Annotated in this window: 13 protein-coding genes and 3 pseudogenes; 9 read left to right on the forward strand and 7 right to left on the reverse strand. The window is 69.6% G+C overall.

Annotation, left to right across the window (positions count from 1 at the left end; all coding sequences use genetic code 11):
* Window positions 1-4: 4 nt before the first annotated feature.
* Both kdpA and kdpF read right to left on the reverse strand, forming a co-directional pair.
* A pseudogene (gene kdpA, locus ACFJI0_RS06620) lies at window positions 5-1,778 on the reverse strand (potassium-transporting ATPase subunit KdpA).
* The gene (gene kdpF, locus ACFJI0_RS06625; protein ID WP_291119061.1) at window positions 1,775-1,867 is read right to left on the reverse strand and encodes a K(+)-transporting ATPase subunit F; all 93 of its coding nucleotides are present in this window, start codon (window positions 1,865-1,867) and stop codon (window positions 1,775-1,777) included. The pseudogene kdpA and the gene kdpF overlap by 4 nt, the downstream one beginning before the upstream one ends.
* 358 nt (window positions 1,868-2,225) lie before the next feature.
* Here kdpF and ACFJI0_RS06630 point away from each other — a divergent pair, with 358 nt between their 5' ends.
* Window positions 2,226-2,633 (forward strand): DUF3597 family protein, encoded by a 408-nt coding sequence (locus tag ACFJI0_RS06630; RefSeq protein ID WP_382159239.1) that lies wholly within the window; start codon window positions 2,226-2,228, stop codon window positions 2,631-2,633.
* Between the two features lie 104 nt (window positions 2,634-2,737).
* Here the strand turns inward: ACFJI0_RS06630 and ACFJI0_RS06635 are convergent, their stop codons facing one another.
* A complete protein-coding gene (locus ACFJI0_RS06635; RefSeq protein WP_382323864.1) occupies window positions 2,738-4,498 on the reverse strand; it encodes a hypothetical protein in 1,761 nt (586 codons plus the stop codon).
* Window positions 4,499-4,656: 158 nt separating this feature from the next.
* Here ACFJI0_RS06635 and ACFJI0_RS06640 point away from each other — a divergent pair, with 158 nt between their 5' ends.
* From ACFJI0_RS06640 to ACFJI0_RS06655, 4 genes are all read left to right on the forward strand, one after another.
* The gene (locus ACFJI0_RS06640) at window positions 4,657-4,824 is read left to right on the forward strand and encodes a hypothetical protein (protein WP_382323865.1); all 168 of its coding nucleotides are present in this window, start codon (window positions 4,657-4,659) and stop codon (window positions 4,822-4,824) included.
* A gap of 234 nt (window positions 4,825-5,058) precedes the next feature.
* On the forward strand, window positions 5,059-5,571 hold the full coding sequence (locus ACFJI0_RS06645; protein WP_382323866.1) for a response regulator: 513 nt from the start codon (window positions 5,059-5,061) through the stop codon (window positions 5,569-5,571).
* Window positions 5,538-5,735, forward strand: coding sequence for a response regulator transcription factor (locus tag ACFJI0_RS06650; protein WP_382323867.1), 198 nt, complete (start codon window positions 5,538-5,540; stop codon window positions 5,733-5,735). Before ACFJI0_RS06645 ends, ACFJI0_RS06650 begins: the two co-directional genes overlap by 34 nt.
* Window positions 5,728-7,584, forward strand: coding sequence for a histidine kinase (locus ACFJI0_RS06655; RefSeq protein ID WP_382323868.1), 1,857 nt, complete (start codon window positions 5,728-5,730; stop codon window positions 7,582-7,584). Before ACFJI0_RS06650 ends, ACFJI0_RS06655 begins: the two co-directional genes overlap by 8 nt.
* A gap of 18 nt (window positions 7,585-7,602) precedes the next feature.
* Here the strand turns inward: ACFJI0_RS06655 and ACFJI0_RS06660 are convergent, their stop codons facing one another.
* The 4 genes and pseudogenes from ACFJI0_RS06660 to ACFJI0_RS06675 all read right to left on the reverse strand — a co-directional run bounded on the left by ACFJI0_RS06660 (window position 7,603) and on the right by ACFJI0_RS06675 (window position 9,571).
* The gene (locus ACFJI0_RS06660) at window positions 7,603-7,794 is read right to left on the reverse strand and encodes a hypothetical protein (RefSeq protein WP_382159231.1); all 192 of its coding nucleotides are present in this window, start codon (window positions 7,792-7,794) and stop codon (window positions 7,603-7,605) included.
* Between the two features lie 7 nt (window positions 7,795-7,801).
* Window positions 7,802-8,164, reverse strand: a complete 363-nt coding sequence (locus ACFJI0_RS06665) for an ATP-binding cassette domain-containing protein (RefSeq protein WP_382323869.1) — start codon at window positions 8,162-8,164, stop codon at window positions 7,802-7,804.
* A gap of 139 nt (window positions 8,165-8,303) precedes the next feature.
* A pseudogene (locus ACFJI0_RS06670) lies at window positions 8,304-8,537 on the reverse strand (ATP-binding cassette domain-containing protein); the annotation flags it as partial.
* Window positions 8,534-9,571, reverse strand: coding sequence for a tripartite tricarboxylate transporter substrate binding protein (locus ACFJI0_RS06675; protein WP_382323870.1), 1,038 nt, complete (start codon window positions 9,569-9,571; stop codon window positions 8,534-8,536). The gene ACFJI0_RS06675 and the pseudogene ACFJI0_RS06670, both read right to left, overlap by 4 nt.
* Window positions 9,572-10,119: 548 nt before the next feature.
* Here ACFJI0_RS06675 and ACFJI0_RS06680 point away from each other — a divergent pair.
* From ACFJI0_RS06680 to ACFJI0_RS06695, 4 genes and pseudogenes are all read left to right on the forward strand, one after another.
* Window positions 10,120-10,263, forward strand: a pseudogene (locus ACFJI0_RS06680) (hypothetical protein); the annotation flags it as partial.
* Window positions 10,264-10,648: 385 nt separating this feature from the next.
* On the forward strand, window positions 10,649-10,735 hold the full coding sequence (locus ACFJI0_RS06685) for a hypothetical protein (protein ID WP_382325547.1): 87 nt from the start codon (window positions 10,649-10,651) through the stop codon (window positions 10,733-10,735).
* Window positions 10,735-11,919 (forward strand): ABC transporter substrate-binding protein, encoded by a 1,185-nt coding sequence (locus ACFJI0_RS06690; protein WP_382325549.1) that lies wholly within the window; start codon window positions 10,735-10,737, stop codon window positions 11,917-11,919. Before ACFJI0_RS06685 ends, ACFJI0_RS06690 begins: the two co-directional genes overlap by 1 nt.
* Window positions 11,901-12,743 (forward strand): ABC transporter permease, encoded by an 843-nt coding sequence (locus ACFJI0_RS06695; protein ID WP_382323871.1) that lies wholly within the window; start codon window positions 11,901-11,903, stop codon window positions 12,741-12,743. The genes ACFJI0_RS06690 and ACFJI0_RS06695 overlap by 19 nt, the downstream gene beginning before the upstream one ends.

Consider the following 12,743-nt stretch of genomic DNA (forward strand, 5'->3'; position numbering starts at 1 on the left):
GCTTTCAGCGGGCCCACAGCAGCAGGTGGTCGGCCACCGGGCCGAGCGCCAGCGCGGGCACATAGTTCAAGAGGCCGACCAGCAACACGGTGCCGATCAGCAGGGCCACGAACAGCGGGCCGTGGGTGGGCAGGGTGCCGTCGGTGGCGCCGGCGCGCTGCTTGGCGGCGAGCGAGCCGGCCATGGCGAGCACCGGCACGATCACCCCGAAGCGGCCGAACACCATCGGCCAGGCCCAGCAGCACGTTGTAGAACGGCGTGTTGGCCGACAGGCCGGCGAAGGCGCTGCCGTTGTTGTTGGCGGCCGAGGTCAGGGCATACAGCACCTCGGTGAAGCCGTGCGCGCCCGGGTCCTGGATGCCCGCGCGCCCGGCGCCGGCCATCACGGCCACGGCGGTGCCCACGAGCACCAGCAGGGGCGTGACCAGGATGGCGATGGACACCATCTTCATCTCGTGCGCCTCGATCTTCTTGCCCAGGTAGGCCGGCGTGCGCCCGATCATCAGACCGGCGATGAACACCGCCATGATGGCGAACACCAGCATGCCGTAGAGGCCCGCGCCGACGCCGCCGAACACCACCTCGCCCAGTTGCATGAGCACCAGCGGCACCATGCCGCCCAGGGGCGTGAAGCTGTCGTGCATGGCGTTCACCGCGCCGCAGCTCGCGGCGGTGGTGACCACCGCGAACAGGCTGGAGGCGTGGATGCCGAAGCGCACTTCCTTGCCTTCCATGTTGCCGCCCGACTGCAGCGCGCTGCTGGCCTGGTCGGCGCCGAGCGCGGCGAGCACCGGGTTGCCCTGCTGCTCGAACGCGGTGGCCGCGACCACGAAGGCCACGAACAGCAGCGCCATCGCGGCGAGCACGGCCCAGCCCTGGCGCGGATCGCCGACCATGCGGCCGAAGACGAAGCACAGCGCCGCCGGGATCAGGAAGATGGCCAGCATCTGCACGAAGTTGGACAGCGCCGTGGGGTTCTCGTACGGGTGCGCGGAGTTGGCGTTGAAGAAGCCGCCGCCGTTGGTGCCCAGCATCTTGATCGCGAGCTGCGAGGCCACCGGCCCCATGGCCAGGGTCTGCGCCGCGCTGCTGTGCGCCTCGGTGAGCGCCGGCTGGCCTTCGGCGCCGGGGGTCGAGGTTTCCCAGGTGACGGTCTCGACCGTCTTCACCTCGGTGTAGGGCGAGAGGTTCTGGATCACGCCCTGGCCCGCGAAGAACACCGCCAGCACCAGCGACAGCGGCAGCAGCACCCACAGCGTGGCGCGCGTCAGGTCCACCCACACGTTGCCGATGGACTGGGCCGAATGGCGCGAGAAGCCGCGCACCAGCGCGACCACCACCACGAGGCCGGTGGCGGCCGACAGGAAGTTCTGCACCGTGAGGCCCAGCATCTGGGTGAGGTAGCTCATGGTGGACTCGCCACCATAGCCCTGCCAGTTGGTGTTGGCCATGAAGCTGATGGCGGTGTTGAAGGCCGAGTCGGGCGTGACCGCGCCGAAGGTCTGCGGGTTGAGTGGCAGCACACCCTGCAGGCGCTGCAGCGCGTACACCGCGAGCAGGCCCAGGCCGTTGAACACCAGCAGGCCCAGCGCGTAGCGCAGCCAGCCGGATTCGCGCTCGGGTCGCACGCCGGCCAGGCGCCACAGCGGCGCCTCGATGCGCTGGCCGAGCGCGAAGCGGCCGGCCATCACCGCGTCGATCGCGCGCGCCAGCGGCCAGGCCAGCGCGAGCAGCAGCGCGAGGAACACCGCCAGTTGCAGCCATGCCATCGCGCTCATGAGAAGTCTTCCGGCCGCAGCAGCACGGCCACCAGGTAGATCAGCAGCCCGCCCGAAAGCGCGGCCGCCAGCAGGGTCCAACCGCTCATAGGAGTACCTCCGCGCGACGCGCTGCGGTGCGAGCTGGCTTGGGGCGGCCCGGCGCGGCGCTCATGCGCGCCCCCCGCCGGTGGGTTGCAGGCGCTGGCAGAGCAATGCCAGGCCCCAGACGAGCAGGCCGCAGGCAGCGGCCAGGCCGAGGTAGATGAAGTCCATGGGGTTCTCCGTTCAAGACAGTCCACCGATGCTAGGAACGGGGGCGTCAAGACGGGCGCAAGACTGCGCGGGCCGGTATCAAGAAAGCATCAAGACCGGCGGTTGGGCTTGTCGCATTTATGGCCTATGCTGGCGTGGCGCGCCTCCACACTGGCCAGGCGGGCCTTTTTCAACGGAAACAAGGAGAACACCATGGGATTTTTCAGCAACATCCTCGAGAAGCTCGGCATGTCCAAGGCCGCGGAGGCCCCGGTCATCACACCGCCCACCGTGCCCACGGCGCCTGCTGACGCACCGGCACCCGCGCCGGCCGCCGCGCCCGCCGTCGCATCGATCACCATGGTCGACGTGATGGCCTTGATGGAGAAGAAAGCGGCCGCCAACCCGCAGAAGCTGAACTGGAAGACCTCCATCGTCGACCTGCTCAAGCTGCTGGACCTCGACAGCAGCCTCGAGGCGCGCAAGGCGCTCGCCAAGGAGCTGTATTGCCCCGACGAGCTGATGGGCGATTCGGCCAAGATGAACATGTGGCTGCACAAGAACGTGCTGGCCCACATCGCCGCCAACGGCGGCAACGTGCCGAAGGAACTGTTCAGCTGATCCGCTGAACCGGTGCGGCAGAAACGCCCCGCTTGCGGGGCGTTGTCGTTTCGGGCATGAAAAAGCCCCGCCGAAGCGGGGCCGCGGAGCCGGGCCCGGGGGCTTCAGGGCACGATGTTGAGCTGGTACAGCGCGTAGAAGTTGGCGTACTCCCGCCCGGCGACGTCGCGGGCCGAGAGGTGCAGGCCACTCAGGCGCGAACCCGCAGCGAAGGTCGGGCCGCCATTGAAGCAGTGGTCGTCCGTCACGCTCTGCTGCGAGCAGGGCACGACAGCCTGGCGCGCCGTCGATCGCACCTCGACCGAATCGGTGAAGTTGGCGTTGCTGCCCGTGCGCGGCGAGCGCCCGAACATCGTGATCTGCGTGGGGGGCAACTGGCCCGTGCCCACACTCCAGCCGTTGCCGCCGCCTTCCGAGGAGATGTCGCCGGGGTCGCCGGCGACGAACACGATCTGTCCCGCGTCCTGGACGCCGGCCGGCTCGGTGCCCGACCGGATTTCGGCGATCAGGGCCGGCGTCAGCTGCGCGAGGCCCTGCGTGCGGAGTTCGGCGATGGTGAGGGCGCGGGCGCGGTTCTTGTAGTACTGCACCTCGGGCACCAGGGTGTCGTCCTGCGGCGTGGCCGGGTCGTTGACGTTGAGGTAGTACTCGAACCGCCAGCTGCCCTGCGACTTGGCGCTGGCCAGGCTGGCCTCGGTGCGGTCCGGATCGGCCACGAAGAACAGCGTGGGGTCGACGTCGCGCGGATGGGGGCGCGACGTGTTGCCATCCACGTACTCGCTGCGCAAGCGAACGAAGCTGGTGCCGGAGACCACGGGCCCGGGCTTGACCAGCCCCAGGAAACTGGAGTTGCCGCTCGGTTGCAGGGTGAGGACCGAACCGGTCGGCGTGGTCACGACGACGCGGTTGAAGAGCGGACCCTGGTTGCCCGGGCGCTGGCGGTTGGCCACGTCCAGCACGTAGCCGGTGCTGAAGTAGTCGTAGGCTTCCTGGCCCAGGCTGATGAAGTTGCGCCGCTGCTGGTAGGCCGCGACGCGGCCGGGGAAGCGGTACTGGTTGCCGATCAGCCGCAGCTTGCCGTCCACCGTGCTGGTGCGCAGCACGAAGCTGTCGTAGGACTCGCTGCCGTCAGGGCTGGTGGTCTTGTAGCCCACGACGATGTCCTTGTCGGCATTGTCGCGGGTGAATTCGTAGTTGCCCTGGTTGAACACGACACCGACGGCGTTGGGGTTGAAGAGGCTGGCGAAAGCGCCGCTGCTGCCCACCGTGCCACCGTTGTTCCTGAAGAGTGCGGGGTCGTTGTTGTGGAACACGTCGAGGCAGGCGGCCGCCAGCACGGTGCTGGGCGCCGCCGCGCGCTGGTTGGCCGGCAGGGCATAGCAGGCGGTCAGCGCTTGAAGGAATTGGGTGATCTTCGCGGAGGTGCCTTCGGCGATGAGCGTGGTCGGATCGATCGCGGGCAGGGGCGCGACGGTCGTCGTGTTGCTGCTGAAGCTCAGGCTGATGGGTTGCTGGCCATCGGGCACTTCCTGCTTGACCGAGATCTCGATGTTGGTGGTGGTCGAGCTGGCCGGCAGGAAGGTGATGTTGACCGAGTCCAGCAAGCGGTCGTAGCCGGTGCCGTCGGTGCTGAAGGTGCCTGTCAGCGGATTGAAGCCGGTCGTGCTGGTGGCCGTGAGCAACGGCGCCAGGATGGCCTGCACCTCTGTCACGGTGGCGGCCACGGCCTGCGCCGAGATGACCGCATTGCCCGCGGCCAGTTCGCTGGCCAGCTTGCCCGGGTCGCCGGAGGGCGACAGGCGCGAGGCGATGAGCGTGGTGATCGGCGTGATGTTGGCGGTGGTCGCGCTGGCCGAAGCGATCACGCTGACCAGCGTCTGGGTGGCCCCGTTGGCGTCGGTGCGGTTGCGCCACCAGCACGAAAGGCGCCACGGCCGCCGCGTCCAGCGGGATGCTGTAGGTGCCGTTCGCGCCGACGGGCTGGCTCTGGCCCACGGTGACGCCGCGGCTGTCGACGACGGTGATGACGGCGCCTGTGAAGGCCGCGCCGGTGGCGGCCACGCCGCTGACGGTGAGGCCCACCGGGGCGGTGACGGTGCCGCCGCCCCCTGCGCCCGAGTTGACGCCGCTGCCGCCGCCGCAGCCCGCCAGTGCCAGCATCAACAAGCCCGCGAGGGCATACCGTCTGTAGTCGTTTCGCATGCAATCTCCATGTGTTCGTGGGACAGTGGCCCGGGATCCCTGGACCCAGGCACCGGCATTGGAGGTCTGGCGGCGACAAATTGCATCCCATGAACATGGGGTTCGAGGCGTTCCTGGCCTGCGTGGCGTGCCGCTTTGCACGGTCGGCGCCCGCTTTCTGGGTATGCTCGAAGGAGCCCGCGCGCAATGTGTCCAACCCGCGGGCCGCTGGAGACCGATCCCGATGTGGCGTGTGCTGATCGTCGAAGACGACCCCGAGATGCGGGGTTTTTTTGAGTCCTGCGTGGCCCGCTCGCCGGCCTTGACGCTGGCCGGTTGTGTGGGCACCGTGGCGCACGCCAAAGACTGCCTGACCCGTCCAGGCCTGGACGTGGACGTGCTGCTGACCGATCTGGGCCTGCCCGACGGGTCCGGTCTGGAGGTCATTCAGCAGGCACGCCTGACCCACCCCGCCTGCGAGACCCTGGTCATCTCCATGTTCGGCGACGAGGACAACGTGCTGGCCAGCATCGAGGCCGGCGCGCTGGGCTACATCCACAAGGACGCGGCACCCGAAGACATCGCCCAGACCATCCTGGAGATGAAGGCCGGCGGCTCACCGATCTCTCCCATGATCGCCCGCCGCGTATTGGCCAAGTACGCCACCCGCCAGGCCGTCGTCCCGCCCCCGCCGCCGCGCCGCCGCCGGTCGAACGCCCGCCCTTGTCGCGCCGCGAGCAGGAGGTGCTCAGCCTGATCGCCCGAGGCTTCTCGTACCAGGAAATCGCTGTCCTGCAGGGCGTGAGCGTGCACACGGTGCAGGCGCACATCAAGAGCCTGTACAGCAAGCTGGCGGTGCATTCCAAGATGGAGGCGGTGTTTGAAGCCACGCGCATGGGCATGTTGCCTCGGCATGACTGAGGGCATCGGGTGGCGCTGGCTGGTGTGCCTCAGTCTGGCCCTGGGCCTGACGGGATCGCTGCACGCCGATGATCGGGAAACGCCCCATCACCCCGCATTGGAGCTGCGCGAAGCCCAGGCCACCGTGGTGGTGGACGATCGCATCGAGCAGCGCCTGCTGACCCTGCCTTACCACTGGGACCGGCACCATCCCGGCCGAGCCGGCCGGGCGACCTTCGACCTGAGCTTCACCTTGCCCGAGGTGCCGCAGGAGCCCTGGAGCATCTACCTGCCCCGGCTGGGCAACGCCTACGAAATCTGGCTTAACGGCATGCGGGTGCAGCACGAGGGCGACATGCTGCGGCCCAACGGGGCCGACTACGGACAGGTGCCTCGCATGGCGCCGCTGCCCGCAGGCCTGCTGCAGCGACACAACACCCTGCAGGTGCGGGTGCGCGCCGACGTGGGCCGCCGGGGTGGGCTCTCCACCGTCTGGATCGGGCCACGGGAGGCGGTCGTCGCGAAGTACGCCGAGGCCCATCGCTGGCGGGTGACGGGCTCGATGGTCGTGGTCGGCTTCAGCCTCCTGGTCGGGCTGATCTCGCTGTCCCTGTGGGTGACTCAGCCCGACCTGTCCAACACGGTTCACCAGCGGCGCGACCCGCTGTACCTGTATGCCGGCCTGGCCGAACTGTTCTGGGCGGTCCGCGTCGGCGATGTGCTCATCGAGAACCCGGTGCTGGCCTGGCCCTGGTGGGGCGTTGTGCCGGTGGTGGCGCTCGCGGTCTGGAGCTGGAGCATGGGGCTGTTCTGCATGAACGTGGCGCGCTGGGAGAATCGGCCGGCCGGGCGCCTGATGGCCACCTGGCTGACCGCCCTGATGCTGGCCAGCGGGCCCATGGCGATCTGGGCGCTGGGCTTTGGTCACCCGCTGGCGCTCACGGCGTGGTACGCGGCGCTGGGCCTGACCTTCCTGTTGTTCGGTGCGGTTTTCCTGGGCCAGGCGCTGCGTGGCGCCAGCATGCCTCACCGGGTGGTGGCGCTGGCGGTGCTGCTCAACGTGGCGGTGGGGTTTCGCGATCTCTACGTGTTTCGCATCGACCCGACCTACGCCGACAGCAGCCTGATGCGGTATTCGTCGGTGGTGTTCGGCCTGGGGCTGGTCTACATCGTGATCGAGCGGTTCCGGCGGGTGTCGGCCCAGGTGCGCGACCTCCTGAACACCCTGGCCGCGCGGGTGAGCGAGAAGGAGCGCGAGCTCGCCGAGACCTACCGGCGGGTGGAGCAACTGGCCCGCGAGCAGGAGCGCACCTTCGAGCGGACCCGCATCCTGCGCGACATGCACGACGGCGTGGGAGCCCACATCAGCTCGGCGATCCGGCAGCTCGAGTCGGGCCGGTCCAGCCAGCAGGAGCTGCTGCAGACGCTGCGCGACTCGCTGGATCAGCTCAAGCTGTCGATCGACGCCATGAACCTGCCGCCGGGCGACGTGACGGCGCTGCTGGCCAACCTGCGCTACCGCCTGGAGCCTCGCCTGCAGGCCAGCGACATCGCGCTTCGCTGGGCGGTGGAACTGATCGAGCCGCTGCAGCGGCTGGACGCCGGCGCGATGCGCCAGCTGCAGTTCATGGTCTTCGAGGCCTTGTCGAACGTGCTGCAGCATGCGCAGGCAACCGAGCTGTGCATCGAAGCCGTCGCGGCCGAGCAGGGTGTGCGCCTGCGCATCGTGGACAACGGCCGAGGGTTCGACGCCACCGTGGCGTGGCGCAAGGGACTGCTGGCGATGCGGGAACGCGCCCGCGCGATCGGCGCGGTGCTCTCTCTTCAGAGCGCGCCGGGTCGCACGGTGGTCGAGATCCAGTTGTCCTGACGGTTCGGCGGACGCATCTCACCCCGCCAGGTTGCGAAAGAAGTAGCGCGCCAGCGCCACCCAGAAGTCGCCCCCGGAGTGCTGTTGCCACAGCAACGAGATGTCGGCGAAGCCCTTGTGGAAGATCATCGCGAGCATGCCCGTGAGGCCCAGGATGCCCACCACCTGCAGGGCGGTCTTGAAGCGGGCGTCGGGGTCTTTGTCGGGCATGCCCTGATTATGGCGGCCCGAGCTGGCGCAGCACCTCGGCCTGAAAGTCCGCGCCTTGTGCCTGCGCCATGAAGGCCGGGATCGAGCCCTCGAAGCGCACCGTGCCCTGGTGCAGCAGCATCAGGCGGTCGGCACCGTGCACTTCCTCGATCAGGTGGGTGGCCCACAGCACGCCCATGCCCCGTGCGCGGCACAGCGTGCGCACGGTGTCGAGCAACTGCTGGCGCGAGGCCGGGTCCAGGCCCACGGTGGCTTCGTCCATCAGCAGCACGCGTGGCTCGTGCAGCAGCGCGCGCACCAGCTCCACCTTGCGCCGCGTGCCGCCCGAGAGGCTGCGCACCACGGCGCGCGCCTGTTCGCCCAGGCCCATGGCATCGAGGTGCGCCGCGATGCGCTCGCGCGCCTGCGCGCGCGGGAGGCCGTGCAGGTCGGTGTGGAACAGCAGGTCTGGCCATCACCGACAGGTCCAGGTCGAGCGCGCTCTGCTGGAACACCACGCCCAGCCCGGCCAGCGCGCGGCTGGGGTGGCGGCACATGTCGTGGCCCAGCACCTCGATGCGGCCCTGGTCGGGCGTGAACAGGCCGGTGAGGAGTTGCAGCAGCGTGGACTTGCCCGCGCCGTTGGGACCGAGCAGCGCGAGCACCTCGCCGGCCCGCAGTGCCACGTCCACGCCTTTCAACGCGGGCTTGCCGGCGTAGGCCTTGTGCAGGCCGCCGGCCTGGAGCAGGGTGGTGGGGTTCATCCCGTCGCTCCCATCGGCCGGGCCAGCAGGTTCATGCGCTGCAGCAGGCGTTTCTCGCGCTCCACCGTGTCGCGCACGGCCTGCCGGTAGTCGCGGGTGTTGAGGTAGTCCAGTGTCTGGTCGTAGCGCGCCAGCTCGCGCAGGTGGCGCTCGCTCTGCATCGCGCGGGCGAAGGCGTCGTGCAGTTTCCGCACCACCGGCTCGGGTGTGCCGCGCGGCGCGGCCAGACCCCAGGGCGAGGTGTAGACCGATTGCGGGTAACCCAGCTCGCGCAGCGTGGGCGCGTCGGGCCAGCGCGGGCTGCGCTGCGCGCTGAAGATCGCGAGCACGCGCATGCGGCCCTGGTCCACCCAGGGCGCGAAGCCGGTGGAGTTCACGCCCGCCATCAGCTGGCCGCTGGCGACCGCGAGCATCTGGTCGGCGGTGCCCCGGTAGGGCACGTGCACATAACGGATGCCGCGCTGCAACAGGATCTCTTCCATCGCCAGGTGGGCGGTGGTGCCGATGCCGGTGGAGCCCAGGATGAGTTCGCCCGGGTGATCGCGCGCCCAGTCGAGCATCTCGGGCAATTGCCTCCAGGGGCTGGTGCTGGGCACCAGCACGCCGAAGGTGGTGCCCGAGACCTGCACGATGGGGCTGAGATCCGTCACCGGGTCCCAGGGCACGGGGTTCATGAGCGCGTGCCGGTACACAGTGATGGGCACCTGGCCGATGGTGTGGCCGTCGGGCTCGGCGGCCTTGAGCAGCGGCGCGACCTGCGTGCCCGCCGCGCCGGGCCGGTTGATGACCACGATGGGCTGGCCCAGCAGGGACTCGGCTTCCTCGCACAGGATGCGCAGCGTGAGGTCGGTCGCGCCGCCGGCGGGCCAGGGCACGATGAGCTGCAGGGGCCGGATGGGCCAGGCCGCCGTGCTGGCCAGCGACGGGCCCGCCGAGGCCGCCAGCGCCAGGCCCCAGGCCAGCGCGCGGCGGCGTGTCACAGAACAGTGTTCCTTGCTGGAACAGTCGGGAGGGCCGTGGGGCAGTCGGGTCATGCGGTGCGGGCCTGCGAAGCCGTGTGGTCTCAGGGTTTGTCCGTAGCGATCGGGTCGCCAACGGGGTGTTTGGGGCAGGTCAACGCAATTTCCATTCCCCCACTGGCGCTGGCATCGAATTTGCGGAACAAGGGCAGCGGCGCCACCCGGGTGACCGCTGTGCCACCCACAAGACCCCTTCAGGAGACACCGACATGACCCGCCCGCTTCGCCTGCTCACCCTTGCCACCCTGCTGGGCTGTGCCACCCTCGCCATGGCCCAGGGCAAGGTGTATGTGTCCAGTGAGAAGGACAACAAGCTCTATGTGTTCGACGCGAAAGGCGAGCGCCTCGCGGCCATCGACGTGTGCAAGCGGCCGCGCCACATGATGTTCAATGCCAGCCGCAGCCAGCTCTACGTGTGCTGCGGCGACAGCAACCAGCTTGGCGTGGTCGACACCGCCAGCGGCAAGATGACCGGCACTGTTCCATTGGGGGACAGTCCCGAGATCTTCGACCTCAGCCCCGACGGCAAGACGGTGTACGTGTCGATCGAGGACGAGAACGTGATGGCCGCCTACGACCTGGCGAGCAAGAAGCCCCTGTTCGAGGTGAAGACCGGTGGCGAGCCCGAGGGCGTGCTGATCACGCCCGACGGCAAGTTCGCCTACGTCACCTCCGAGGTGGCGAACGTCGTGCACGTCATCGACCTGGGCCAGAAGAAGGTGATCAAGAACATCAAGGTGGGCAAACGACCGCGCCGCTTCGTGCTCGCCGCCGGTGGCGCCGAGCTGTGGGTGAGCAACGAGCTCGACGCCACGGTGAGCGTGGTGGACACCAGGGACCACAGCGTCAAGGGCACGGTGAAGTTTGCGGTGAAGGGCATGCGGGAGGCCGACATCACCCCCGTGGGCATGGCGCTGAGCCCGGACGGCAAGACCCTGTGGGTGGGCCTGGGCCGCGCCAACCACGTGGCCGAGGTGGACGTGCGCAACGCGCACCGTGGGCCGCCAGGTGCTGGTGGGCAAGCGCGCCTGGGGCCTGACGGTGCACCCCGACGGCAAGACGTTGTACGTGACCAACGGCCTGTCGGACGACATGACCCTGGTGGACACGGCCGGCGCCAAGGCGGTGAAGACGGTGGCCGTGGGCCGTGTGCCGCACAGCGTGATCGTGGCGCCCTGATGTGGAAAGCCCCGCTGCTCGCGCTGGCCGCCTTGCTCGGTGCGCCGTCGGTGCACGCCGCCGCGGTCAAGCTGACGGTGGCTGTGGTCTCGCTGGCCGATGACGCGCGCTACGCGCCGCGCCGCCTGGAGCGCGCCTACCCCGGCCACCCGCAGGGCCGGGCGGTGCAGGGCGTGCGGCTCGCGCTGGAAGACGCGGCGTTCGAGCTGGACGCCGCCGGCATCGAGCTCGCGCTGCGCGAGGTGGTGCTGCCCGATGCGGCGGCGCTGCCCAAGGCCCTGGCCGAGCTGAAGGCGGCGAAGGTGCAGCACCTCGTGGCCGACCTGCCGCTGGCCGAACTGCGCCAGCTGGTGCAGAGCGCGCCGGCCGCGCTCGGTGGTGCCATGGTGTTCAACACCGGGCTGGACGACGACAGCCTGCGCGCGCAGGGCTGCGCCGCGCACCTGCTGCACACCCTGCCCAGCCGCCACATCGCCAGCGACGCGCTGGCGCAGTACCTGGCCGCGCGCAACTGGCGCAAGGTGTTGCTGCTGCAGGGGCCGGAGCCGGCCGACCTGCTCATGGGCGAGTCCTTCACCCGCGCGGCCAGGCGCTACGGCCTGAAGATCGTGCAGAGCAAACCCTTCAAGCTCACCGGCGACCCACGCGAGCGCGACCTGGCCAACACCCGGCTGCTCACCGGCGAGCGCGAGCACGAGGTGGTGGCCGTGATGGACGCCGACGGCGAGTTCGCGCGCACACTGCCCTACGCCACGCAGTGGCCGCGCCCGGTGGTCGGTGCCAGCGGCCTGGTGGCCAGCGCCTGGCATGCGCAGTGGGAGCGCAACGGCGGGCCGCAGCTCTCGCGCCGTTTCCAGAAGCTCGCGCAGCGCCCCATGCGGTCGCACGACTGGTCGGCCTGGGTGGCGGGCCGCGCGGTGGCGGCGGTGCTGGTGGACGACCCCAAGGCACCGCTGGCGCAGCAGTTGAAGAAGCTGCGCGGCGGCAGCGTCTTCATCGACGGCTTCAAGGGCCCGCGCCTGTCCTTCCGCGCCTGGGACGGGCAGTTGCGCCAGCCCGTGTTCCTGAGCCACATCGACGGCGTGGCGGGCGTGGCGCCGCTCGACGGCGTGCTGCACCCCAAGGACGTGCTGGACACGCTGGGCGTGGACGAAGCGGAGACCGCATGCCGGCAACGCCCCTGAGCCCCCTGGCCGCGCCATCGCTGCCGCTGCACCTGGCGCGCGCGCTGCGCGCCGTGGTCGGTCGCGAGCTGGGCCGCTTCCTGCGCCAGCCCACGCGCCTGGGCTCGGCGCTGGTGCGCCCGCTGCTGTGGTTCGTGGTGTTCTCGGCCGGCTTTCACAACGTGTTCGGCGTGGCGATCATCCCGCCCTACGAGACCTACATCGAGTACCAGGTCTACATGGTGCCGGGCCTGCTGGGCATGGTGGCGCTGTTCAACGGCATGCAGAGCTCGCTCTCCATGGTGTACGACCGCGAGATGGGCGTGATGCGCCTGCTGCTCACCGCGCCGCTGGCGCGCGGCTGGCTGCTGGCCTTCAAGCTCCTGGGCAGCACCGTGCTCTCGGTGCTGCAGATGGCGGTGTTCCTGCTGATCGCGCTGGCCTTCGGCGTCGAGCTGGCCTGGGCGCATCTGCCGGGCCTGTTGCTGGCCATGGCCTGCGCCGCCGCGATGCTGGCCGCGCTGGGGCTCGTGCTTTCGGTGTACGTGAAGCAGCTGGAGAACTTCGCCGGCACCATGAACTTCGTGATCTTCCCGATGTTCTTCATCAGCCCTGCGCTGTACCCGCTGTGGAAGCTGGAGGAATCGGGCGCCTACTGGCTGCTGAAGATCGCGGAGTTCAACCCTTTCACCCACGCGGTGGAGGCCATGCGCTTTGCCATGGTTGGGCAGTTCAACGCCGTGGCCTGGGCCGTGGTGCTGGGGTGCACCGCCGTGTTCTTCGTGCTCGCGCTCTGGGGCTACGACCCGCAGCGCGGCTTCATCCGCCAGAAGGGCGGGGGCTGA

The sequence above is a fragment of the Hydrogenophaga sp. UC242_53 genome (genome assembly GCF_042696965.1).
Taxonomy (GTDB): domain Bacteria; phylum Pseudomonadota; class Gammaproteobacteria; order Burkholderiales; family Burkholderiaceae_C; genus Hydrogenophaga.